The organism is Clostridium sp. YIM B02506 (genome assembly GCF_022324845.1).
Lineage (GTDB): Bacteria > Bacillota > Clostridia > Clostridiales > Clostridiaceae > Clostridium_T > Clostridium_T intestinale.
Window position 1 is genome coordinate 30,884 of the sequence record NZ_JAKGTG010000029.1, and the last position, 24,237, is coordinate 55,120.

General features: G+C 29.4%; 29 protein-coding genes. 12 read left to right on the forward strand and 17 right to left on the reverse strand.

Annotated features, from left to right (window positions below):
- Nucleotides 1-118: 118 nt before the first annotated feature.
- The 3 genes from L1S49_RS18170 to L1S49_RS18180 form a co-directional block, all read right to left on the reverse strand.
- Nucleotides 119-1,498, reverse strand: a complete 1,380-nt coding sequence (locus L1S49_RS18170; protein ID WP_238906840.1) for an FAD-binding oxidoreductase — start codon at nucleotides 1,496-1,498, stop codon at nucleotides 119-121.
- Between the two features lie 166 nt (nucleotides 1,499-1,664).
- On the reverse strand, nucleotides 1,665-2,594 hold the full coding sequence (locus L1S49_RS18175) for an NAD-dependent epimerase/dehydratase family protein (protein WP_238906815.1): 930 nt from the start codon (nucleotides 2,592-2,594) through the stop codon (nucleotides 1,665-1,667).
- 25 nt (nucleotides 2,595-2,619) lie between these two features.
- Entirely contained in the window at nucleotides 2,620-2,997 is a 378-nt protein-coding gene (locus L1S49_RS18180) for a DUF2500 domain-containing protein (protein WP_238906816.1), read from the reverse strand.
- A 471-nt stretch (nucleotides 2,998-3,468) separates the two neighbouring features.
- Between L1S49_RS18180 and L1S49_RS18185 the strand changes: the two genes are divergently transcribed.
- The 5 genes from L1S49_RS18185 to L1S49_RS18205 all read left to right on the forward strand — a co-directional run bounded on the left by L1S49_RS18185 (nucleotide 3,469) and on the right by L1S49_RS18205 (nucleotide 7,580).
- Complete coding sequence (locus tag L1S49_RS18185; protein ID WP_238906817.1) at nucleotides 3,469-3,864, forward strand: hypothetical protein; 396 nt, start codon at nucleotides 3,469-3,471, stop codon at nucleotides 3,862-3,864.
- A gap of 63 nt (nucleotides 3,865-3,927) precedes the next feature.
- Nucleotides 3,928-4,998 carry an FtsX-like permease family protein gene (locus L1S49_RS18190; protein WP_238906818.1) on the forward strand — a complete coding sequence of 357 codons (1,071 nt, stop codon included), beginning with the start codon at nucleotides 3,928-3,930 and terminating at the stop codon, nucleotides 4,996-4,998.
- Between the two features lie 4 nt (nucleotides 4,999-5,002).
- Nucleotides 5,003-6,271, forward strand: a complete 1,269-nt coding sequence (locus L1S49_RS18195; protein WP_238906819.1) for an ABC transporter permease — start codon at nucleotides 5,003-5,005, stop codon at nucleotides 6,269-6,271.
- Nucleotides 6,271-6,969 carry an ABC transporter ATP-binding protein gene (locus tag L1S49_RS18200; protein ID WP_238906820.1) on the forward strand — a complete coding sequence of 233 codons (699 nt, stop codon included), beginning with the start codon at nucleotides 6,271-6,273 and terminating at the stop codon, nucleotides 6,967-6,969. Before L1S49_RS18195 ends, L1S49_RS18200 begins: the two co-directional genes overlap by 1 nt.
- Before the next feature lie 95 nt (nucleotides 6,970-7,064).
- A complete protein-coding gene (locus L1S49_RS18205) occupies nucleotides 7,065-7,580 on the forward strand; it encodes a nitroreductase family protein (RefSeq protein WP_238906821.1) in 516 nt (171 codons plus the stop codon).
- 52 nt (nucleotides 7,581-7,632) lie between these two features.
- On the opposite strand, the gene L1S49_RS18210 is transcribed toward L1S49_RS18205, so the two are convergent.
- The 6 genes from L1S49_RS18210 to L1S49_RS18235 form a co-directional block, all read right to left on the reverse strand.
- Complete coding sequence (locus L1S49_RS18210; RefSeq protein WP_238906822.1) at nucleotides 7,633-8,898, reverse strand: DUF2812 domain-containing protein; 1,266 nt, start codon at nucleotides 8,896-8,898, stop codon at nucleotides 7,633-7,635.
- 2 nt (nucleotides 8,899-8,900) lie between these two features.
- Nucleotides 8,901-10,193: a DUF2812 domain-containing protein gene (locus tag L1S49_RS18215; protein ID WP_238906823.1), complete on the reverse strand. Its 1,293-nt coding sequence runs from the start codon at nucleotides 10,191-10,193 to the stop codon at nucleotides 8,901-8,903.
- A 3-nt stretch (nucleotides 10,194-10,196) separates the two neighbouring features.
- Complete coding sequence (locus L1S49_RS18220) at nucleotides 10,197-11,516, reverse strand: DUF2812 domain-containing protein (RefSeq protein WP_238906824.1); 1,320 nt, start codon at nucleotides 11,514-11,516, stop codon at nucleotides 10,197-10,199.
- A gap of 3 nt (nucleotides 11,517-11,519) precedes the next feature.
- Nucleotides 11,520-12,833 carry a DUF2812 domain-containing protein gene (locus L1S49_RS18225; RefSeq protein WP_238906825.1) on the reverse strand — a complete coding sequence of 438 codons (1,314 nt, stop codon included), beginning with the start codon at nucleotides 12,831-12,833 and terminating at the stop codon, nucleotides 11,520-11,522.
- Nucleotides 12,830-13,147 (reverse strand): helix-turn-helix transcriptional regulator, encoded by a 318-nt coding sequence (locus L1S49_RS18230; RefSeq protein ID WP_238906826.1) that lies wholly within the window; start codon nucleotides 13,145-13,147, stop codon nucleotides 12,830-12,832. Before L1S49_RS18230 ends, L1S49_RS18225 begins: the two co-directional genes overlap by 4 nt.
- A 130-nt stretch (nucleotides 13,148-13,277) precedes the next feature.
- Nucleotides 13,278-13,700 carry an NUDIX domain-containing protein gene (locus L1S49_RS18235; RefSeq protein WP_238906827.1) on the reverse strand — a complete coding sequence of 141 codons (423 nt, stop codon included), beginning with the start codon at nucleotides 13,698-13,700 and terminating at the stop codon, nucleotides 13,278-13,280.
- Nucleotides 13,701-13,921: 221 nt separating this feature from the next.
- On the opposite strand from L1S49_RS18235, the gene L1S49_RS18240 reads away from it, so the two are divergent.
- On the forward strand, nucleotides 13,922-14,713 hold the full coding sequence (locus L1S49_RS18240; protein WP_073022205.1) for a hypothetical protein: 792 nt from the start codon (nucleotides 13,922-13,924) through the stop codon (nucleotides 14,711-14,713).
- 139 nt (nucleotides 14,714-14,852) lie between these two features.
- Here L1S49_RS18240 and L1S49_RS18245 read toward each other — a convergent pair whose 3' ends face one another.
- The gene (locus L1S49_RS18245; protein WP_238906828.1) at nucleotides 14,853-16,205 is read right to left on the reverse strand and encodes an MATE family efflux transporter; all 1,353 of its coding nucleotides are present in this window, start codon (nucleotides 16,203-16,205) and stop codon (nucleotides 14,853-14,855) included.
- A gap of 90 nt (nucleotides 16,206-16,295) precedes the next feature.
- Here L1S49_RS18245 and L1S49_RS18250 point away from each other — a divergent pair, with 90 nt between their 5' ends.
- Nucleotides 16,296-16,934 carry a cyclic nucleotide-binding domain-containing protein gene (locus tag L1S49_RS18250; protein ID WP_238906829.1) on the forward strand — a complete coding sequence of 213 codons (639 nt, stop codon included), beginning with the start codon at nucleotides 16,296-16,298 and terminating at the stop codon, nucleotides 16,932-16,934.
- A 35-nt stretch (nucleotides 16,935-16,969) separates the two neighbouring features.
- On the opposite strand, the gene L1S49_RS18255 is transcribed toward L1S49_RS18250, so the two are convergent.
- The 6 genes from L1S49_RS18255 to L1S49_RS18280 all read right to left on the reverse strand — a co-directional run bounded on the left by L1S49_RS18255 (nucleotide 16,970) and on the right by L1S49_RS18280 (nucleotide 20,275).
- Complete coding sequence (locus L1S49_RS18255; protein WP_238906830.1) at nucleotides 16,970-17,815, reverse strand: GyrI-like domain-containing protein; 846 nt, start codon at nucleotides 17,813-17,815, stop codon at nucleotides 16,970-16,972.
- A 121-nt stretch (nucleotides 17,816-17,936) separates the two neighbouring features.
- Nucleotides 17,937-18,158 carry a hypothetical protein gene (locus L1S49_RS18260; RefSeq protein WP_238906831.1) on the reverse strand — a complete coding sequence of 74 codons (222 nt, stop codon included), beginning with the start codon at nucleotides 18,156-18,158 and terminating at the stop codon, nucleotides 17,937-17,939.
- A 12-nt stretch (nucleotides 18,159-18,170) separates the two neighbouring features.
- Nucleotides 18,171-18,623, reverse strand: coding sequence for a hypothetical protein (locus tag L1S49_RS18265; protein WP_238906832.1), 453 nt, complete (start codon nucleotides 18,621-18,623; stop codon nucleotides 18,171-18,173).
- 2 nt (nucleotides 18,624-18,625) lie between these two features.
- The gene (locus L1S49_RS18270; protein WP_021803743.1) at nucleotides 18,626-18,832 is read right to left on the reverse strand and encodes a helix-turn-helix transcriptional regulator; all 207 of its coding nucleotides are present in this window, start codon (nucleotides 18,830-18,832) and stop codon (nucleotides 18,626-18,628) included.
- A 137-nt stretch (nucleotides 18,833-18,969) separates the two neighbouring features.
- Nucleotides 18,970-19,359 carry an ACT domain-containing protein gene (locus L1S49_RS18275; protein ID WP_238906833.1) on the reverse strand — a complete coding sequence of 130 codons (390 nt, stop codon included), beginning with the start codon at nucleotides 19,357-19,359 and terminating at the stop codon, nucleotides 18,970-18,972.
- A 109-nt stretch (nucleotides 19,360-19,468) separates the two neighbouring features.
- Complete coding sequence (locus L1S49_RS18280) at nucleotides 19,469-20,275, reverse strand: MBL fold metallo-hydrolase (protein WP_238906834.1); 807 nt, start codon at nucleotides 20,273-20,275, stop codon at nucleotides 19,469-19,471.
- A 201-nt stretch (nucleotides 20,276-20,476) separates the two neighbouring features.
- Here L1S49_RS18280 and L1S49_RS18285 point away from each other — a divergent pair, with 201 nt between their 5' ends.
- Both L1S49_RS18285 and L1S49_RS18290 read left to right on the forward strand, forming a co-directional pair.
- The gene (locus L1S49_RS18285) at nucleotides 20,477-20,704 is read left to right on the forward strand and encodes a CDGSH iron-sulfur domain-containing protein (protein WP_021803747.1); all 228 of its coding nucleotides are present in this window, start codon (nucleotides 20,477-20,479) and stop codon (nucleotides 20,702-20,704) included.
- Between the two features lie 116 nt (nucleotides 20,705-20,820).
- Entirely contained in the window at nucleotides 20,821-21,771 is a 951-nt protein-coding gene (locus L1S49_RS18290; protein ID WP_238906835.1) for an alpha/beta hydrolase, read from the forward strand.
- Nucleotides 21,772-21,776: 5 nt separating this feature from the next.
- Here L1S49_RS18290 and L1S49_RS18295 read toward each other — a convergent pair whose 3' ends face one another.
- Nucleotides 21,777-23,069: an ATP-binding protein gene (locus L1S49_RS18295; protein WP_238906836.1), complete on the reverse strand. Its 1,293-nt coding sequence runs from the start codon at nucleotides 23,067-23,069 to the stop codon at nucleotides 21,777-21,779.
- A 297-nt stretch (nucleotides 23,070-23,366) separates the two neighbouring features.
- Between L1S49_RS18295 and L1S49_RS18300 the strand changes: the two genes are divergently transcribed.
- From L1S49_RS18300 to L1S49_RS18310, 3 genes are all read left to right on the forward strand, one after another.
- Nucleotides 23,367-23,600, forward strand: a complete 234-nt coding sequence (locus L1S49_RS18300; protein ID WP_238906837.1) for a DUF1659 domain-containing protein — start codon at nucleotides 23,367-23,369, stop codon at nucleotides 23,598-23,600.
- Between the two features lie 12 nt (nucleotides 23,601-23,612).
- A complete protein-coding gene (locus tag L1S49_RS18305; protein ID WP_238906838.1) occupies nucleotides 23,613-23,825 on the forward strand; it encodes a DUF2922 domain-containing protein in 213 nt (70 codons plus the stop codon).
- Between the two features lie 189 nt (nucleotides 23,826-24,014).
- Nucleotides 24,015-24,191: a DUF6143 family protein gene (locus tag L1S49_RS18310; protein ID WP_238906839.1), complete on the forward strand. Its 177-nt coding sequence runs from the start codon at nucleotides 24,015-24,017 to the stop codon at nucleotides 24,189-24,191.
- Nucleotides 24,192-24,237: the final 46 nt, after the last annotated feature.

A 24,237-nucleotide genomic window follows, 5' to 3' on the forward strand; every position in this document is an offset into this window, starting at 1 on the left:
ATTTTACCATTATGCTTTAATTATCACTATAATAAAACTCAAAGTTTCATAATTTGAAAATCTTTTGACTATAAAACAAAAGCACCAACTCTTAAAGTTGATGCTAAATTACGTATCTCTACATACAATTTAATAACTGTTCTTTTTCTATTTTAATTCCCTGCTTAAAAGTAAAAATATTATAAGGATCATACTTAGCTTTTACTTCTCCAAGCTTGTACTTATTCTCTCCATAATACTCAGTTTCATAATCCTCAAGCTCTCCAAGAGGAAAGTTAATATATGAACCTTCTGTTATAGTTTTTATGAATTCAAACCTATCTATGATCCAACTCTTATTTTCCTCTGAATACTCATCTTCTTCCCAGACGGATTGAATTCCCATTATAAACTTTGCATCTCTATAATAAAATGCTGTGCTTTGTTTATCTTTATCTTCTACAGCTCCACCTAACCCATAAAAGGAAATAGCCGCATAAGTTGAACCTTCTGCTACATTCTCAACAGTTTTTATGATTTTTTCAATCTCTTCTCTGCTATAATCTTTATAAACAAATCTTCCTGTAGACTTGTATTTTTCAAAATCAGGATGACTATCCTGTATTACTCTATTTGCTTCTAATAAAGGCATATGTTCTAACTTAAAAATAGCTTTATCTGAAATATTTTTAAAATCCTTTAATGCTATGTTTGTCTCTTCTAGACTTCCATGCATCAAACCTGTGATTTTTACTCCTCTTCCTTTTTCTTTAGAGTTATATATGGCTGTTTTTATATTGATATTTCTTCCCCAAGTTTTAAATGAGTTTTGCAAAACCTCAATAATCTTTATATTTTCTTCTTTTGTTATATGTAAATATTCTATATTTATTAGGGTTGTCATCTTTCTTTTTTCTGAAAGTGCAAAGGTCATACTGACAACTATTCCAAAGTTTCCTCCACCTCCACCTCTGCAAGCCCAAAATAAATCTTCATTTATAGATTCATTTGCAATTATTAAATCGCCCTTATAATCAACCATTTCTAATTCAATTAAACTATCCGAAGCTAATCCAAAAAGTCTGCTAGAATATCCCCAGCCTCCACCTAAAACTAAACCAGCAACTCCAACTGTAGGACATCCTCCCCCTGGAAAAGGATATTCTTTCTCTCCTAATGCTTCATATATCTCTCTATTTCTAACACCACCAGATATTTTTACAAGCTTATTTTCTTCATCTATATTTATCTCCTGCATTTGACTAACGTCAATAACTACTACGCCATCCCCAGTTGAATACCCTTCATAATGATGTGCTCCCGACCTTATTCTTATATCTAAGGACTTTTCTCTAGCCCATCTTACTGCATTTATAACATCTTCCTTCTCGTAACAATAAATAATTACTAGTGGATGCTTTTCTATTGCCCTATTCCAAGCTTGTCTATCCACATCATAAGAAGTACTCTTATTAGTTACAACTTTTCCTGTTAATCCTTCATAATTTATATCAATCATTTTTTCACCTTCTAAATTATTTTTCATATGTATCTATATTATCACATTGCACTCAATTTAAGTGCATAAAATTAATTCCTAGACTTACTTTTGATACCAGTTAGTATTTTAACTAAAATAAAAAAGCTCTCCATCTCTTAAAGAAGTAGAACTTTTTCAATAAAATTTATTCTAATAAATTATCAATATTAACCATCTTTTTATCTTCTAATTTAATATCATTCTCTTTGTACCCTCTGTAAGTTTTCTCAAGTCCTGCCTTTAATCCTATCTTAGGTACATGAAGTCTACTACTTTTTAGCTTGTCTATACTTAGAGTATAAGTTGTATTCCTAAATGGAAAATAGGTTCTAACCTCCTGTATAGATTTTGACCTATGTACCTCTTTAATGATAGGTAATTCTCCTATTACTTCTCCACAAATATTGATGTATTCTTTCCATGTTACTATCTCATCATTTGTAACATTGTAGATTTCTTTACTTTCATTAGAATACATTGCACTTTCAAATATTCTAACCAAATCATCTATATGAAGAAACTGAGTTCTTACTTCATCTCCAGAAGGTACCTGTATAATTTTTTTATTTACTATTCTATCAAAGAAATAAGACTCCCTATATAGATTATTACCTTCCCCATATATGTAAGTAGGTCTTAAAATACAATAATTTATTCCGCTATTTATTATATAATCCTCAGCAGCTTTTTTATCTAATCCATATTGTCCCCAAAACGGATTTTCTTCTTTTGTAAAATCCTCAGCTATTATTTCATCAGAAGGTTTATACACAGCTCCACTTGAGCAAAAGATATATTTTTTAAGTTTTTCTTTATTTATGGATTCTAAAGCTACCTTCACGTCATCTTCTGTATATGCTGATATATCAAAAATATAGTCATATAATTCTTCATTAAGCTGTATTTTCATATTGTTAGAATCTTTTCTATCACACTTAATGTGCTTATTATAACCATCGTAACCTAAACTTTTTATCCCTCTTGTAAGTATATCAACAATATATCCCTTAGATATAAGGTATTTTGATACGGCTTCACTTACAAACTCGCTTCCCCCTAAAACTAATAGTTTCATAAAAGTCCCCCCTCTGCCTCTACGTCTAAAATTCCCTAACAAACCCTTTAAATCTAGTCCCTTGAAAAGTTAATGTTCCTTTATCCCCCTCAACCATCATTCCATAATCATAACCTGAAACTACAAATTCTACTCTCTCCCCATTAGAAAACTCAAAAGTAATATAATAGGTAGTTGAAGTAGAAGTTGAATTCATATTAGTATTTGCATCATGATGATTATGATGACTTACTGACATCCTCTTTGAAACTATAGTTGCTTGAACTGGAATTATAGGTTGTTTATTATTATAACTCCATTGTTTAACACCTCTAACAACACTAAAAATAAGTAACCCAAAAAACACTAAAAAGAATAACGGAAATATAAATGACATTAAATTAAACATTCCAAATCCATTCATCATATTTACCTCCCCAAAACTGTATATATTAACTAAATTATACACCATATTGCTGTAGCACGTCACGCAGTGACTGCATTAGATTCATTAGTTTTATATTACTCATTAAATTCATTAGTTTTTTACAAACAAAAAAGGATTAGACTGAAGCTGAGAACCGCTTCTACCGAATAGTAGTGCACCATATTGCTGTAGCATACCACGTAGTGGTTGCATTAAATTCCTTTTAACCATATTGCTGTAGCATGTCACGCAGTGACTGCATTAGATTCATTAGTTTTATATTAATCATTAAATTCCCTTTAAGTGACTGCATCAAATTGCTTTTATACTCAATTTACTTTTTATGTTAATTGAAAGTTAATGTATGGTAAATTAGGTATACTTGTCCTATTCTTTTAGTTATACTCATTTTGTATACAAAATTTATATATAGGATCTTATATAAAGATAAATAAGATGAGAATATAAATGAATAAATCAATAAAAAAACTAATTGGAACTTCTATTATTACCGCTACATGTCTTATTTGTACAGCTATACCAACCTTTGCAAGCGTGAATTATTATAATGATACTACTCGTTTAGGTGGAGGACGTATAAATAATACTGCTTATACAAAAACAAATGAGACTGCAATTAGATATATTGCTTCTGGTAATCATTTTAGTAACGGACAAAATTCTTTTAATCAAATGAATAGTAGTCAGTTAAATTCATTTTTTTCATCATATCCCGGTGGAACTGCTGTATGTATGAGTACGGTATATGGTTCTAGTCCGACTTCTAGTGCTTACTCAAGTCATGAGTGGAGTTATCCTGGAGATACTGAGACATATAGAACATTAAATATTTCTATTTATTAGTAATTAAATATTGGGGCAGCAATGAATTCATATAATTTGTTGTTGCCTTTTAAGGAGGTTTAAATGCGAACCTTATTTAAGGATATTAAAAATACTAAGATAATATTTATTTTGTTGCTTATAGGCTTTATATTTTCTATACTTCCAGCTTCAATAGCTATTTCTACTAGAAATAGCTTTCTTCAAAAAGCTTATGAAAATAAAAATGGAAAATTTGAGCACTATTATACACTTCAAGTAAATAATCCTAGTAACATAGATATAAACTTTTTACAAAAAATTTCAGAAAAAAATTTTGTTAAATCCAGTGCAATTATTGAAAATATTAATTTAAATAAAGAGGGTTTCCCTCCTATTTCATTAATAGTATTATTAAGTGATAATAATTGGAAACCTCCTATAATTGAAGGCAGATATTTTAATAAGAGTGAAAAAGATGCTTTACTGGTGGGAAAAGATATATATAGTCTTAATTGTTCTGATACTTTTAGAATTAACGATACGAGCTATAATATTGTTGGAATAAGCGGCTTTGAGGATACTATAGGATATAATAATAAAATCTTTATGAAATTAGATAACCTTCCTGATGAAATTCTTCAAAATATAAAAAGTCAGTCTTCTTTAAGCATTTCCATAAGAAGTAATAAGGATCCTAAAACTGAAATAGCTAATTTTATTTCTAACTTGAATCAGAATGTTGAGATAATAGAAGAAAAAGTTGAAAAGAATAAATTTGCCTATAGAAATTTGCAAGAACTTTTAGGTGCTCCCATAAGACTCTTACTGATATCAATGATTAACTTAATAATAATAAGTTTTTTATGGATTCATACTAAAAGAAAAGATATTTCTTTAAGAAAAGCCCTTGGCGGGAGTAATCTTAATATTTTTATCTATATATGGGGTCAGCTTTTAGTCTGCTCTTTAGCGGCTGTTTTAATAACCTTACTATTTCAATCTATATTAAATATTGCTGATATAAATATAAAGAATTTTAATATTCAAATAGACCCTGAAAATATTTTGATAGGGTTAGTTTTTTCATTAATATTATCACTGATTACCTGCGCATTTCCTATAAATAATATAATAAAACTTCAGCCAGCTGAAGCATTAAAGGAAAAAGGGTAGAGAAATGATAAGATTTAAAAGTTCATTAAAAGAATTATGGAATAGAAAAATATTAACTTTTTTAATAATTTTACAGCTTGCCTTAGGTTTATTTCATATTATCCTATCAGTTAATGTTTATTATTCAATGAATTATTTGAAAAATAATAATAACAGCTTGTTAGATATGAATACAACCTATATACTTCGTACTAATAATAGAATGAGCTCTATGGTATTAGAAGAAAATATTAAAAATAAAGTGCAGGATGTATATAAAGAACTCAATAATAGTAACTTAATAGATAATTACGGTACCTATTCTGTTATGCAAGAAGAGCTACTTAATAGCTCAAGAAAAATTACTGAAGATTTAAAAGATACTCTTACTAGCCCAGAAATTCATAGAGATAAACCAACCTTTGAAACTATAACAATAAATAAAGGTTATTATGATATGTTGAAAAACTTTATCTATAAGGGAAAGGGATTTACTTCTGAAGATTTCAAATCGAAAGTCTCTGGAAAACGAGGAGTAATATTAGGTTCATTTTTTGAAAAATATTTTGAAATAGGGGATGTTATAAACGATAAATATATAGTTTATGGTTTTATAAAAAAAGAAAAATTTATCCCTACTCAAAATGATGGGTATATATATTCAAAATTTGATAAAAGAATGTTTATTCCTAAAACCTCTGAAACTAATCCTACTCCTGAAGATTACTATCTGGAATTAGTCCAAGAAACTATGTTAAAAATAAAAAACAAGGAAACTGCAGATAAAATAAATAAGATGCTTACTGATAAAGGACAAGACTTGCAACTATATATAAAAAATTTAGGTGAATCTATAAATGATACCTCTACACAAGAAAATGAAACAGAAAAACCTATGGTAGTAATGGAAATAATCATTACAATTTTCTTTATTCTAGGGATAGTCATCACTACATTATATTCAATTCTCCTTAGGAAAAGAGAGTTTGGTATAAAATTAGCTTTTGGAGAAAGTATGCAAGGTCTATTTAAACAAATAATAACTGAAAACTTTATATCAGTATCTATAGGATTTTTATTATCTTTAGCATATTTTCGTATAAAATATGCAGATGTTTTTAAGTATGCAGATATAAGTGGAATTGCAGGTGTTTTTGATGTGAAATTAACTCCTCCTATTTTACTTATACTGTTTTTAATTACTTTTTCTATAGTTATGGTATCAAATATTATTGTCTTTCAGTTATTCATAAAAAAACTTCAGTTAAAAGATTTGATAGGGGGAATGGAATAGTGTCATTTATTGAGATTAAAGATATAAAGAAAATATATAATAGTAAGCAGACTAAAACTTATGCATTAGATGGAATAAATATAAGTATTGAGGAAGGCGATATGGTTGCAGTAATGGGACCATCTGGCTCAGGTAAGAGTACTCTGTTAAATATATTGGGTCTAATCGACATTCCAACCAGCGGTTATTACTCCTTAGCAGGTCATTATTTTGAAAAAATAAAACCTAGTACCATACATAAGTTTAGGAATAAACATATAGGTTTTATATTTCAATATTTTGCCTTATTAAAGGATTATACAGTACTTGATAATGTTCTGCTTCCATTAACTTATAGAAAAATGCCTCATAAAGAAAGAATTATTAAAGCAAAAGAGTATATCCATAAAGTTGGGCTTAGCGATCACGCAAACAAAGTCCCAGGTGAATTATCAGGAGGACAGCAGCAAAGAGTCGCAATCGCTAGAGCTTTAGTAGGCGAACAAAGCTTGATTCTAGCAGATGAACCTACTGGTAACCTTGATCAGAAAACTGGTGAAGAGATAATAAACCTTTTATGCAAAATAAATGAACAAGGTAAAACTATAATAGTTGTAACTCACGACATAAACGTAGCAAAAAAGTGCAGAAGTATTGTCACTATAGTTGATGGGAAAATTTCTAATAATTTTAAACTGGATGCTATACAATTATTATGATTTACTGTGGTATCTATAGAAATAATCATATTTGAGCTAAATATCCCTATATGATAACATAAAGTAAATAATCTATTTAAAAAGGAGATTTATCCATGAGTATAATTTATAACAGAAAAAGTATTAGAAAATATACTAATGAACAGGTAAGTGACGACCAAGTTAAAGATTTATTAAAAGCTGCTATGGCTGCTCCTTCTGCTGGTAATGCTCAACCTTGGGATTTCATAGTAGTTAGAAATAAAGATACCTTTGAAGAAATCATGAAAATTAGTAAATATTCAACGCCTTTAAAAACAGCTTCTGTTGCAATAATAGTATGTGGTAATAAGGATAAAGAAAAGTTCCCTGGCTATTGGGTTCAAGATTGTTCTGCTGCTACAGAAAACCTACTTTTAAGAGCTGAAGAAATTGGTCTTGGTGGAGTTTGGCTTGGAATTTACCCAGAAGAAGGTAGAGTTAAAGGCTTAAAGAAAATTTTTAATCTTCCAGAAACTATTACTCCTTTGGCTGTTATTTCTATAGGGTATCCTGATGAAAATAGAGCTACAACTGACAGGTTTAATGAGGACAATATCCACTTTGAAACTTGGGGAAATAAAGATTACTAGATTAATTAAAAGCTCTTGCAAATTCACTTTAATTTGCAAGAGCTTTTTATGTTTATTCTAATATTAACTTTTCATAAATCTTTTCTAAAAATTCATCTTCGCTAATGTTGTCCATTTCTTTTCTTGTATCTATTACTCTATCTTCTGACACTACAACATATGATTTTTTCTCATCATCGCTATAAACTCTAATGTCCTCAGGAAGTTTAGTTTTCTTTAACTCTAAATCACTTCCATAACCTTTCAGTTTTCTTAAAAGTGTTACCTCTTGAAACTTAATTACAGCGAAAGATTTGCTTTTAAAGGATGTATAACTAAAACTATTTTCATCCCCATAATAACTATAATCTAGCTTTTCAGCTATTATACTTTTATCATGCACATTGAATGGATCTTTCTCTTGTTTATACCCAAAATCTTCAATGCTCATTTTAACTTGATCTACTCCAGTAAATTTTTTAACCGTAGAAAATAACCCTAAAGAAATTGTTACCCCTATAATATATATAATTGCTACTGAATATCCTAAAGTCAATATTCCATTAGAATACTTATAATATTTTTTAGAGTTAAAAAAGTGTATAATAACCCCCATAACTGCCACAAATATTGCTAATGATATAAAAAATATAGTTATGACTTTTGTATTGTGTATATTTTCATTAATAACAGCTAAAAGATTAAAAAATATTAAGCCAAAAGCACCTAGGTTAGAAAATATATTTTTCCTTTTAAGCTGTTTATAATTATTGTATGGCATAAATTCATTTTTGCTTAAACTTCTTTTTGCTTTTACTCTCCATAAGAAAAAGTTAATTACTTTAATAGTACTGCTAATTCCTCCAACGCTTATTGCTAAAAAGGTTATTATCGATAAATTAGAAGCTAAAAAATCATCCATCACAAATAAACACGTATAAACCCAATAAGCGCACATCAATATTAGTATTATTTTAAGAACAATATTGGATAGGGACATTTTAGAAACCACCCTAAACTTTTCCTTCTGATCTGTATGAATATCAATAGACTTGCCATTATCTTCTGTATAAAATATAAAATTGCTATCTAGTTTATCTAAGTATCTCCACCCTGCTGCTCTACAATAATCTATATAATCTCCAAGTCTATCTTCCCTTACATTAGGTATATCTACGTAAAACCTTAGGTTTTGAGGCTCTATTCTTTTAAATCTAAAGAAAGGTCTATTTATAGTATCTAATAACCATCCTTGTTTCGCCATACTCTCTAGATATTCTTCCACAGCTAAACATTCATAAGGCTCAAAAGTAAAATACCTTGTCTTTATCTCCTTCATTCCTAATTCTCCTTTAATAACTTCTCATATACTATATCTAAAAACGCACCCTCATCATCTGTTTTCATTCTATTGTACAATTCTAAAACCCTATTATCTGAAGTAATTATATATCTTGTCCTACCTTCATTCCCATAAACTCTAACCTCTTTAGGTAGCTTTGTCTCCATAGGCTCTAGGTCAAATTCCTTTAACCTATTCTTTAGCCAAACTTCATGTGTTTTAATAGCTAGTTTATAATTGCTATTAAAAACTGTATAATCTAATAAATCTCCATAGTTATAATTTAATTTTTCAGCAACTATACTTGAATTAGTGTAGGATATTAATCTATCATCATGCTCTTCATATCCAAAATCACTTACTCTAAGATTAAACTCTTCAGTTACATTTTTCTGCTCATCAATTCTACTTATAACCAAAACCACTAGCCCCACAAAAAACGCTAAAGTAATAACAACTGTAAGAGCCTCTGCTCCAATTCTAAGTACAATATTAGTACCCTTAGAAAATCTCTCATTATCCTTAATATATTTAACCCATCTTAGAAGAATAATTACAACTATAAAAGCTATTGCCGTCCCAATATTTACAGTTTTATCTCCGTTTTTTTCAAAGATCATAAATAACGGAACCCCTAAAGCAATCAAAACAGCATATGCTTTTATAAAAATATTTTTGCTTTTTAATTGCTTGTAGGTATTATATTCTATATATCTACCACCCTCTAATACCTTTTTGGTTTTTATAGCCCATTTAGAGAAACTGGCCAAGCTTATAAAGCTATAAATAATCAAAGCAATAGTCAAAATTACTGCAAGTACGCCAATATTTGAAGTGAGCATACCATCAATATTAAAAAGTGCTTGTATACAAATGTTCAAAATAGCTAAAATTGCAATAAATAATGTATTTGATATTCCTGCCATAGATGATTTAACTATCGTCTTAAATTTTTCATTATTATCAGTCTTTATATCAATGGTTTTATCATAATCCTCAGTATAAAACACCTGAATTTTATCCTGTTGACATACATATTCCCAACCAGCAGCCTCGCAATATTCTCTATAATCTAAAGCTTTTTCACTATTTCTTGGATCAATAGCAGAAATCCCTTCAAATATATCAACTGAAAATTTTAATCTCCTAGATTCTATTCTCTTAAACTTAAAGAAGGGCTTTCTTAGTGATTCTATCATCCATCCCTTTTCCGCCATTATCTCTAGATATTCCTCTACTGCTGAACATTCATAAGGAGAATATATAAATAAAGTTGTTTTTTTATCTCTCATACCCTAACTCTCCCTTAATAACTTCTCATATACTACATCTATAAATGTATCTTTGTTCATATCCTTAAAATCATCATCTACTTGCAATACTTTATCTTTTGACACAAATATATATGCCTCTTTATTTCTATAGGTATACACATTAATATCTTTTGGAAGATTAGTATCCAACAACTCTAGGTCATCCATAATCTTACCAATCTGCTTTACCAAACTCTTTTCTTGAAGCTTAATCAAAAAACTGTACTTACTTTTAAACAATGTATAATCTAATCCATCCTCCTCATTACTAGACGTAAAATATACTAATTTTTCAGCGACCATACTTCTACTGTAATCAACATACATATCATCATTATTTTCCTCATATCCAAAATCACTAATAGTAAGTTCAATCTTATCCTCTGGAACCTTATTTCTATCGTAATTATCTAAAGTACCAAATGAAAATATTACTCCAGTAATGCCTATAAACATAAATATAAATATAAATGCAAATCCCCCACCTATAGCTAAAGTAATATTAGTCTGTCTAGAGTATCTTTTCTTTCTAATATATCTAGTAATAAATATAGGTCCTATAATTGCACTAAAAATTAGTATTAAAGATACTACGCTACCACCTATAGTGACATTATCATCACTAAGTATAAATACTACAAATAGCACAGTATGAATCATAGTAATTGAAGATATCAAGATATTTTTTAACCTTACTTGCTTGTAATCATTATATTTTATAGATTTGTTCTCTCTTAATCTTTTTCTTGATTTTAAAACCCATATAATAAAGTTAATTGGCTTAGAAGAGTATATTAATATAAGGCTAAATATTAGCGGCAATGAAAATATAAAAAAATTAGATGTTGCTGCATGACTTATATCTCCATAGACTAGCATTTTAATATTAAATCCCCATGACAACACAAGAAAAAAATACAAAAACATATTTCCTAATGAAGCTTTAACCACTGATTTAAACTTCTCACTCTCATCTGTATGAATATCTATAGCCTTGTTATATTCCTCAGTATAAAACACTTGAATCTTTTTATCTTGACATACATACTTCCATCCAGCAACTTCGCAGTACTCTCTGTAATCTAGTGCATCATCACTATCATCGGGATCATATTTTGATATTTTATTTAATATATCCACTGAAAACTTTAGTTTCTTAGGTTCTATTCTTTCAAATTTAAGAAATGGTCTATTTATAGATTTAATTAGCCACCCTGATTCAGCCATAGCCTCAAAATATTCTTCTAGTGCTGAACACTCATAAGGCTCATAAAGAAAATAAACCGTCTTTTTGTTTCTCATACCCTACTTCTCCTTTAACAGTTTCTCATATACTACATCTAAAAACTCGTCATCATCAGTTTCAGAAAGATTTCTATACATATCAACTACCTTGTTTTTTGTCACAAAGATATATGCTTTATTTTCTTTATCAGAATATACCTTAATATCACTTGAAAGGTTCGTATTAGTTATCTTTAAATCTTCTTCAAATCTACTAACCCACTCTATTATCCTATTTTCTTGTAACTCAACAATCCAAGGATACTTACTATTTAAAACTGTATAACTTAAACTATTGTTTTCATCACGATTTGAGTAATATACTCGTTCTGCAAGTAAGCTCTTCTGATAATCCCCATAAAAATCACTCTCATTTTCCTTATATCCAAAATCACTAATTGTAAGTTTACTCCTAGTCTTTGCCATTTCATTTATATTATCTTCATTTAAAGCATCTATTGAAATTGATATCCCTGCAAGTATTAGCCATATAAATATTGCTACAACTGCTCCACTTATAGTTAAGGTAATATTCTTTTCCCTAGAGTATCTTTTATTTCTAATGTATCTCACTACAAATACAGATATTATAACTGCTGATATCATTAAGATTACTAATACACTATTCCCTTTTTCATAGTTACTTTCATCACGAATTAATAAAAAACAATATAAACCGAACCAAATCAGTATATGAAAAATCGATAAACTATTTTTTATTTTTACTTGTTTATAATTATTATAGGGCATAGATTTATTATCTTTTAATTGTCTCTTTGCCTTAAAAAACCATATAATAAAACTCATTATTTTACTAACATATATTACTATTCCGATACATACTGACACTAAAGTTGCAATCATTAAATTTGAGGTTATATCATAACTTATATCACCTCTCCTTAAACTAATCCAAATAAGAAAAATCCATAAAGCAACAGTAGTAATATATGAAAATACATTTCCCACTGACGCCTTAACCACCGACTTAAATTTCTCACTCTCATCTGTATGAATATCTATAGCCTTGTTATATTCATCAGCATAAAATACCTGAATTTTCTTATCTTGACATATATACTTCCATCCAGCAGCTTCGCAGTATTCCCTGTAATCTAATGCATCCTCACTGTCCTCTGGATCATAAGCTGAAATCTTATTTAATATATCAACTGAAAATTTTAGTTTCTTAGATTCTATTTTTTCAAATTTTAGAAATGGTCTATTTATAGATTTGATTAACCATCTTGATTCAGCCATAGCCTCAAAATATTCTTCTAATGCAGAACATTCATATGGTTCATAAAGAAAAAAAACAGTTTTTTTATTTCTCATAGTTCTCCCTCCATATTTAATAACCCATCATTCACCATAGTAACTAATCTTTTATATTCTTCTACAAGTATCTCCTTGCCTTTATCTGTGATTATATAACTTCTTTTTCTACCTTGAACTTCTGTCTCCATTATTATATTTTCCTTTTCAAACTTTCCAAGGAGAGCATATAAAGTTCCCGGTCCAACCTTTACACGACCATTAGATATTTCTAATACAGCTTCCATGATGTCTACCCCACATCTTTCTTTAAGTAAAGCCATCAATATATAATACATTGGTTCAGTCAGAGTCTGAAGCTGTTCTCTTGCCATTTCTTATCACCTCTTTAATATCGAGTATCGATAATATTATTATATTATCGATACTCGATATTTGCAACAAATTTATATAATTTCCCAAAAAAAAGAAATACCAGCATTCTGATACTTCTTTTTAATACTACTAATTCTTCAAAATTTCCTCAATAAAAGCTCCTTGCCCCCACAACAATTCTTTTTTAGCTAACTCACTATCCAGCCAATAAATTTTAGCTTTTTTACCTTTATCCTCTACCCCATCTGAAATTTCATGTATCCACTCATTTTTTATATTATCTTTAAGCTCTACTTTAAATATATTTCTTTCTTGCCACTCTCCTCTCCATTTTGCATGAAATGGAATAGTTAAAATATGCTGTATATCTTTTATAACATCTATTCCTGTTTCTTCAAACAATTCTCTTTTCACAGACTCCTCTAAAGATTCCCCCTCTTCTACAGATCCTCCTGGAACCTCAGTTCCTTTTCCATTTATCTTGCTTAACACTAAAATCTCATATTTATTCTCTTTTTCCCTTACACAAAATGCCAATACCTTCTTAATCATTATTGCCCCTCCAACATTCCATAATTTTCACATATTGCTATTGTATTGCAGTAGCATTACAAATACAATTATAAGTATAGACAAACTGATTTCTTCTAAAGTTTTTTATATTTAAGAAATAAATAGACCACTTTGTGAGTACTCATGTATATGTACAAACTTATACTGCTGATAAAGTAGTATACAAATATTTAATTTACAAAACAGGAGGTTATTAATTAATGGGATTTTTAAAAAGAAATGAAATTAAAGAAAAAGAGGTGCCTATTATGCCAGAACCTAAAGTAGAAGTTAAAGAAATTGAGCCAAGCTTTTCTCAGAAAAAAAGTTTATCTCAAAGAAGGAATCTATCCTTATTTGAAGGAGATACTGTTAAATACCTAATAGAGAATTTTCCAACTATGTCTATAGAGATTCAAAATGGTCTTAACAATTTAGCTGATATTTTAGAAGATACTATAAACTACATTGAAGATAGGTCAAGCGAAATAATCAAAAAGAACAGAGAATTTACAACAAGCCAGGAGCACAGAGATACTGCAATAGCTATCTACGACGTTGTTCAAAACATAAACAACTATGTTAGTTGGATGCAAGATGAATATGAAAGCAACATGAGAAAAGAAGCTCCTACTGAAGTTTCTAAAGCAGCAAGCATAACTAATGAAATTAAAGAAGAATCAGTAAATACTGCTAAAGAAACTTCTCCCTCTCAAGCTACTACAGAAGAACAAATAGAAATATATAAAGACTTTTCACTAAAAGATCCTAAAGGATTTACACTTCACAATCACAATGTTTTAGTTGAAGACTGGGACGACTTACTCGTAAAAACTGCAGCAATCCTAACAAAGCAATACAGATCAAATAAAAATAGTAATAAAATCGTAAAAAATATCCAACCGCTTGAGAAAAAATCTCCTCAAAATTCTTTTAGAGACACAGTTATAGAAATGCTTACAGAATACAAAATAAATCTAGATGAATTCAAAATCATAATTAAAAACAAATAGTCTATAAAGATTTAAGGTCATGCCTTTATAAAGCATGACCTCATTTTTTAGCTATAACTGGTACCCAAAGTTCACGTCTTGGCTTATGACCAGCTCCATAATAATGTTATGAAAATACTAGAAAATTATTTGTATAGAATTACGCTTCTACAACAATATTTTCATTAACTAAATTTGATGAAATAAACTTTTTATAAAGCAATAGTGCAATAACAGTAACAATAACATCAGATATGACTTGAGAGCCAATAACCGCATTTACTCCAAAAAGTTTACTAGTAATAATTAGAACCGGGATAAATACTATTAATTGTCTAGATAATGTAATCATCAGGGACTGCATTGGTTTTCCTACCGCTTGGAACATAGCATTAACAAGATTGCTTATACCTAGTATAGGATTAGACAATGTAATGATACATAAAAAAGTAGTTGTGACACCAATAAATTCAGCATCTTTTATAAATAATGCCGCTATAGGATTTCTAGCTAATATGAATATAATAGTAAAACATAACCCCATTGTAATAGAAACTCCTGTAGTAAATCTAATAGTTTCCTTCAATTTCTTGTAATTCTTGGCACCATAATAGTATCCAATTAAGGGTGCTACCCCCTGAGCCAAACCAACAGTTAGCATTACTGCAAAAGAGTTCACCTTGCTTGCAATTCCATAAGCTGCAATTACTATTGATCCATAGGTTGAGATAGTATTATTAAGTATAATATTTGAAATTGATAGCAGCACAGTTACCATAGCACCAGGTATACCAACCCCTATTACATTAGACACTATTTCCTTGGATATTTTAAAATACTTAGGAGAAATAGATAAAACTAATTTCTTTCTGCCAAAAAGATATAAATAGTATAATACATTCATAATGTTTCCAATAATAGTTGCTAGGGCTGCTCCTGCTACCCCCATACTTAAGGGCACAATAAATATATAATCTAAAATAATATTAGTTACTGTTCCAATTATTAGCCCCATAGACGCTTCTTTTGCCATACCTGTAGAACGAATTATATGAATCAGCATATTACTGTAAAATATGAATGGCGCTCCAAGTATGATGATTTTTAAATAGTTATAAGTATGAATAAAGTTTTCATCCCCTGCACCAGTCAAATAAGTTATGGGCCTTAACCCTACAATACCAACAATTAATACTAATAAACACAATATTAAACCACTATAAACACAAAAAGCAGATACATTTTTTATTTTTTCATCTTCTTTTTGTCCTAACAAACGAGATATATAGCTACTTCCCCCATAACCAAATACAGCTCCTAAAGACATAATTATCAATGATACTGGCAATGCCAAAGTAACAGCAGCAATCTGATACTCATCATTAGTTAATGATACAAAATATGTATCTGTAACATTATATATTATAGTTGATAGTTGTCCCAACATCGTAGGGATTGCAAGTGTAAGTACAGCTTTAGGAACACTAAATTTCTCAAATACTTCATTTTCCATATTTTTCACCGCCTCCAAAAATATAATATCAATTTAAATTGCTTTTAGTTGTGACACGTGTCATAATCATATACAAAATGGAGGTATTATATGAAAACAATCAAATCCCAAGAAAAATTAAATGAGTACCTAAATAAATATAATATACTGTCATTATTTGATACTCCTAACCTAGAGTTTTTCTTATTTGAATATAAAAAAGGAGAAACTATTGTTAACTCAATAAATCCTTTGAATTATTTTCTTTTTCTAGTAAGCGGTTCTATACGAATTTATTCAATACTTGATAATGGTATGATTTACTCAATTCATAAACAAAATGATTTCTGCGCACTTGGTGATATGGAATTTGCAGGTTACACTATTTCACAAAATTATGTAGAAGCACTTAGTGATGTATATTGCATTGGGATCTCTTTTCATAAATATAAAAATCTTTTACAAAATGACAATAGTTTTTTAAGATTCATAATTAAGTCCCTTGCTGATAAAATGAACCACTCTTCTACTGATAATAAATATAGTGCTTCATTAGAAGACCGTATTTTTGAATATTTTAAACTAAATTATACTGATAAAGTAATTGAACACATGGGAGATATAGCGTTAACCTTTAATATTAGTACACGTCAGATACAAAGAATATTAAAAAGTCTTGTTGAAAAAAAGCTTTTAGAAAGACTGGAAAAAGGTAAGTATAGGCTTATTGACGATAAAAAAAGTGGCTAGCGCCACTTCTCTAAAAGTCAAGTGATAGAAGGTACTTATTTAGGTACAACAGGAACCCAAAGTTCATGTCTTGGTTTATGACCAGCGCCATAATAACATTCTATACATGGAAGATTCCCAAGTTCATAACCTGACGTAGGAATCCATTCAGAATATAATCTCTTCCAGGCTTCCACGATATTAGGGAAAACTGCCCAAGTGCTTGATGGAATTATAAGTTCTTCCAAGTCTTCTTGTTTATCTTCCGTATACCTTACTCCCATAAAATACTCAAATTCATCATCCATAATGGCAGCTTCTTTTCCACAAACTCCAAGTAGACCTTCCATTTTACATTTAGGATTCTCCCATGACATATCAATTAATCTTTGAGTGAAACCTTCTTTTTTGGATTTGCTCCAAAGAGTAGGTATAGTTTTAAAGGCTCTATTGGTCTTTACTAACCCTTTCTTCCCTACTATTCTAATCTCGAAATCAATATTCTCAATCCTATACTCCATTTCCTTATCTCCTTTTATAGATATTTGAAAAGAGATTTTTGGAAAAGCTTTTAATTGGGCTCCTGAATTACGTGCCTCTGAAGGTTTTATTCCATGAGTTTTTTGAAATGTTCTTGAAAATGAATCCCCAGATTCATATCCATATTTAACAGCTATATCTAGTATACGCATATCAGTTTTTTGAATTTCAAAGGCAGCAAGAGTCAATCTTCTACGCCTTATGTATTCTGATAAAGTTATTCCACTAATTGCCGAAAACATTCTAGAAAAATGATATTCAGAACAATAGGCCCTTTTTGCAATTTCTGAATAAATAATCTCGCCTTGAATATTTGTTTCTATATATTCTAAAGCAGCGTTCATTCTCTCAATCCAGTCCAAATCCATCTCCCCTTTCATATTAATCTTAAAGGAAATATAAACTATGAGTCCGATATTCCTTGCACCAATATGTAGGTTTAAGAATGTTCATAAATTCGGACATTCTTAAACATTTTTATTTTTAATATTTAATAATTTTTTTAAATAAGTTTCTCTTCTTATCCTTAAACTTATTAATATCATGATTTAACGCATAAAACCCAACTAAATATAAAACAATCGAAAGCCCTACACAAAATCCTTCAACCACATCAGGAATATTTATAAACCCTCTTCCCAAAAAATATATCAAAGCTGCTAAATTAGCAAAAAGTAAATATTTATTAGACTTCATTCCTCTCATAAAAAACCCTCCTTAAAATTTATTTCTATAATAAACTTTTAAAATTCCCTTTACTGATGCCATAAAGATCAATGCTCCCATTAATGATAAAAATACTACTTCATTAAAAAATCCAGAAATAATAGTTGCCGTTGCAATTCCACCTAAACAAATATTAAGTCCTGTCCCTCCTATTTTGTCTTTAATAAGCTTTCTTCTCTCATCCATTTCTTCAATATATAACTTTTTAAGTTCTGTTTCACTCCTAAGTGCTTTTCTATATCTAAAAACAAACATAACCATCATGAACTCTAGTCCTATAAATATTCCCACCTGAAATCCATGAATCATATCAGCTATATCAACGTTTTTTGTATAAATAGTAGACCTATAAATATTTGATAGAGCTATAAAACTAACAGCTAAAAGATTAAAAGTATTCATAACAACAATTCTTTTACTCAACACATTTTTAAACTTTTCCATTTTTACACTTCCTCCACTTCCGAAAAATCAAATACTTCTTCTATTGTAAGCCCAAAATTTTTAGCTATTTTATAGGCTAGAATTAAAGAAGCTGTATACTTTTCACCTTCTAATGATGTAATAGTCTGCCTTGTAACTCCAACCGCCATAGCTAATTCTTCTTGCGACATTTTATGCTTTTTTCTTAACTCTTGAATTCTAGTCTTCATTAGTCTCCTCCTTGCAAAGTTCGCTTTACAATTTCAGTATAGTATACTTTGCATTATTTGTAAAGTATACTTTGCAAAAAAAGAAAAAAATAAAAAGCTAAAGTAATTTAACACTCCAGCTTTTCAATATGGTATAACTAACAAATAACTTCATATCTTTCATTAACAAGGGCTTCTACAGTATTATCTATATCTTTGTTTTTAACAAGGATATAATCTGTATCATAAGTAGAAATCGCAAATATAGTTATGCCCTTTTGAGCCAAAATTGTACTGATAGATGCCAGTATTCCTACTAAAGAAAAAACTAACGGACCCTTTATTTTAAGAATTCTCCAATCCCCTTCACACTTTACATCAGAAGGAATGAATTCTTCACTACAAACTATTGATAACTCATCAGCTGTTCTTGTTATAGAAAAAAAATCTCCGTTTTGTGCCCAATTAGGAATCAACTCATTTTTATCTAATCTACATACCCCATATATACCCACTAATAGCTCCATCGTTAGTATTTTCTTATTCATCTTCTTATCCTTTCTCATTTATATATACTTTATATCCATAATTATATATTATACTGTTTTGAACAAAATATTTAAATAGAAGGATGTAACTCTAATCTATTTCTTTTTCTCACCAAATTAATTCTAACCCCACACCCACTTCCTTCACTGGCAAACTCTTATACATTTCTGCTCTAACCTCAAAAGAAGTACAGTGACAAGGATATAGTTCATTAATATTATTCTCATTTAAGTAATTAATTGTATTTCTAACTTGCTCATCTACCTCGAATAGATGGAACCCACCTATTACCCCTAGAACTCTATCATCTTTACAGACTTTTTTGGCATACTCAATAATATTACATATTCCACTATGAGAACATCCTGTAATTATAAATATTCCCTTCTTATTTTTATAAACAATTGCACTATCATCAACAACATAATCATCAATTAATTTGTTATCAACTACCTGTTTCCCAATTAATTTTCTAGATTCAAAGGAATTCATTTGTGGTATCTCTCCTAAGAAAGTTATATTTTCACTAACCTTAACTGGTTCCTTTGATAAGTTCAGATTACACTTTTCTTTTAAGTCTTCCTTTAAAATAGGTGAACAGATTTTAATATTGCCTAAAGATTTTTCGTTAAAAGCATCTGGATGTGCTGTAATAGTTATTTTATCTTTATTATTTTCTTCAAAATAATGTTTTAAACCACCAGTATGATCATCATGCCCATGGGAAATTACTATATGGTCCAAATCACTTAAATCTATACCTAGTGCCTTAGAATTTTTGATAAATAACTCTGAATATCCTAAATCAAATAATAATCTAATACCTTCATCTTCAATGTAATATGACACCGCTGGTTCTCCACAATAATATTGATCAATATATGTATTATTATCTACTAACACTTTTAGCTTCATATCTCTCTCCTTTTAATCATCCCAATATATTGATGATTATAATCTAAATTTAGCCATTAAATCAATGAGATTATATTTAGTAGAAGCTACTAAAAAATTTTATTTTAACAAGCTATCTTTAAAGCATAAATTTATAATAAAACTTAGTTATGTACATATACTACACTAAGATATTAAAAATTTTAGAAAGAAGGTAGCAATATGGGTAAAATTAAAATTCAAGCTATAGACAATGCTCCATTACTTATTACAGGGGATTTAGATGATGTAGAAATACTCGATGGTGAAGGAAATGTTATGGAAAAACCTCAAGGTGTATGGCCAGAGGGAAGATGTTATTTATGTAGATGCGGCTTAACAACAAATCCTCCATTTTGTTCTGGTGCCCATAAAGGTGTATTTAAAAATGAAGTTAGAGCTAAAAAATAATATTATAGCTAAACAGCGGTTATATCTTAAATATACTGCTGTTTTTATTTTTATTGCTCCTATAAATGATATGGTATAATTTAAATAATAAAATAAAGCTAATTATGGGAGAATATATGAAAAAGATACTAAAATCAAAGAGATTTATTATAATATTCCTACTTTTTATAGGTATTGTTTGGCAAGGAGTCATGCAAAAGTATGAAAACAATAAATATCAAGCTCCTGGAACATATGTTAACACTGGTAATTATGATGCTCATTGTTATGTTAAAGGTGATGGTGATAGCACTTTAGTTTTCATTACAGGCTCAGGCACACCTTCTGCTTATACAGATTTTTATTATTTACAAGACACTTTAGCTAAATACTCAAAAACAATTTCTTTTGACCATGCTGGGTATGGTTGGAGTTCTAAAACAAAGGCTAGTAGGGATATAGATAATTTGACTTATGAATTATCAACTATAGTGGATTCTTTGAGCAAAGAAACTAACCCCCTAATATTAGTATGTCATTCTTTAGGATCACTAGAAGCAATTAATTTTGCTCAAAGATATAAAGATAAAGTTGCTGGAATAGTGTTTCTAGATGGGGGAAGCCCTGAATTTTATAGCACCTCTTCTGAAATATCCTCTATAGCTTTTAATAGAGGAACATCCCTTCTTCGTGTTTTAGGAATCAACAGACTTTTAGGTAATTTCTCTTTACTTCTTCCACTGTATGGTGAAAATATAAGAAATAAAAACCTTCTAGAAAACTTAAAAGAAGTTGATAAGTCAATGTACTATAAATATACAGGGTCTTCAATAAACTTAAGCAATTTAAAATCTATAAATGAAAATGCAAAAACAGTTCTTAATTATGGTTCTACTATCAATGTCCCAATACTTGTATTATCCTCTGATAGTGGAGAAGAGTGGACAAAAGTGCAAGAAGAGCTTTCATCTTGGTCAACAGATAGCCGCCATATAAAACTTAAAGACTCACAACATTATATTCATTGGTCAAATTCTGATGAAGTGGTAAGTTATATAAAAGAATTTACAGAGGAGCTAACCAAATAATTAGGCTAAAAATAACTATTTATAGCTAACCTAACCAAAAAGTAGCTTCTCTCATCATCCATCTCAAAAACAGGCCTTGGTGAATAATTCTTTTTCATAACATCAATAATTTTAGATAAACCTGTAGCTTTTCCTTGTGCTAATTTCATAGCTTTTAAAAACTCACCTATTTTTCTGTTTCTATATCTTCTTGCAAAAACTCTTCCTGCATTAATATCCTCAAGCTTTATGGACTTGTCTGCACCTGGATAATTAATTATTACTATTTCATCTTTATATATTCTGACCTCAATAGGATCATTTCCTAAGTAATCTCTGTGATAAACGCTATTAACCAAAGCTTCTTTAATAGCCTCATAAGGGTAGCTAAATATTCTTACCTCTTCAGACTTATCATTAACTTTTATAAATTTTTCTTTTATAACTGAATTGCTAATGTATACTAAAGCACCTATTAACTGAGTATATATTGACCCTGTAAAAATCTTCTCCGTAAAATCTGCTTCAAAAGATTTCTTTGTAAAATCTATTACTTCAATCTGACACATAGGAAAAAACTTTTGAGGAGAATTACTAAACATAAGCAAACCTACATTTTTAACTTTTAATCCCGCTTTAGAATTTTCAACTATTCTAAGCTTTTTCCCTAAAGCTTCTAATGAAAACTTACTAGCTTCCCAATAAAGCTCACTTTCTGATACTCTAAAATATTCCTTAATCAAATCTCCACTGAGCTCTTCAATTCCTCCATTAATATTTACCTTGTCGTCAAAGGGAATCACATAATTTTCATCATAGATAATATCTCTAGTCGCCTTAGCTAAACCTGCACTTCTAGAAGCATTCAACTCAATCTTCTCTACAACAAATCCTCCTTGATCCTTTATAAATTTATAATAATGTCTTATGGAATCATCTATTATTCTGCTAATTCGAACATTAGCATTAGGATGCATCATTCTTAAATCACTAACCATATTAGCAGTAGATTTTCTAAGTTTAATATTTTTACTCACATTATATACTTCTGCTTCATTTCCTATATCAAATATATTCAGATCTACTTGTTTATATAAATTTTCACTATTTATATCATTATAATCAACCCTTGTAAGTGTTTCATCCTCTTTGCTTTTATCAACTTTCTTTGACTCTTCTTTAGGTTTCTCTCCAAAGTAAAACTCATCTATAATTTCACCCTTAACTTCATCAGTATCATGCCAATGTGCCTCACTTAAAATATCACTACCATTATCGACACCTATTTGTGTATCCATTTCTTTTTTATTCTTTCCCATAAAAAACTTCCTTAAGTCCCCAATTTCTTTACTCTCTATATTCTATGTGAACATATTGAAATAATTTCTACATTTGGACATTTTGACACTTTGACACTTTGACACTTTGACATTTTGACATTTTGACACTTAGCTATTTTGACATTTTCACACTTTTATTCTCAGCTTCATTAAACTCCTTTTATCTCTTAATACCGCCCTAAAACCGACAAATTCTATTTTATTAGTTAATTTTGTAGCAATCTTCGACTTAAAACATAATATAATCTTATAAATAATTATTAGGAGGTCGTTAAAATGATAATTGATAATTTAAAATCATTATCTTTAACCATCGAAATTGAAAATGGCGTAGACTCAAAAGGAGAAAAAGTTTTTAAGAAAAGAACATTCTCCGGTATAAGACTAGATGCCCCCTATGAAAATATTTATAACGTGGCAGATGCAATTTCAGAGATTTTAGAAACAGAAACTGGAGAGTTTTTGCTTAACAAGATTATAAGCATTGAAAAAACTCCAGATGAAGAATAGGGGGTGTAAGTTATGGAGAGATCTTTAACCCTAACCTTCGTGACATCAAATGGCAGCAAGGCAACTTTAACTATACAAGGTGTTAAAGACGGCTTAACTAAAGAACAAGTTAAGGCATTGATGGATGTTATTATATCAAATAATATCTTTCTTACTAAAAATGGCTCATTATTAAGTCCGTCTAAAGCTAAGGTTACTGAAAAAAGCTCACGTGATATGATCTAGTTCTTTAAAATAAAGATCCCTATACCTTAGACCTAAGAAATCTACTGTATAGGGATTTGTTTTTATTATTATCTATGGAACTGTACTTTCGACAAATTACATTTTCCAAACTAATTTTGTAACAATCTTCGACTTAAATCATATTATATTCTATATTTAATTTCCAAAAAGAATTAAGGAGATATATTTATGTCAGAAGATAAAACTAATTATTTATTAAGTAGGGCTATGAAAACACGTGAAGTGGTTAGTATTCCAGTTTCTTTATCTAAATCTATAGAAGGAAAGTACTTTGTAGGTCAGACTGAACCTTTACATGTATGTAAGGGGGCAGACGCTCAATGTCGTCAACTTAAGGAAATATGAAAAATTAATAAAAAAACACTTGACAATAGGTAAGAAAAATGAAGCC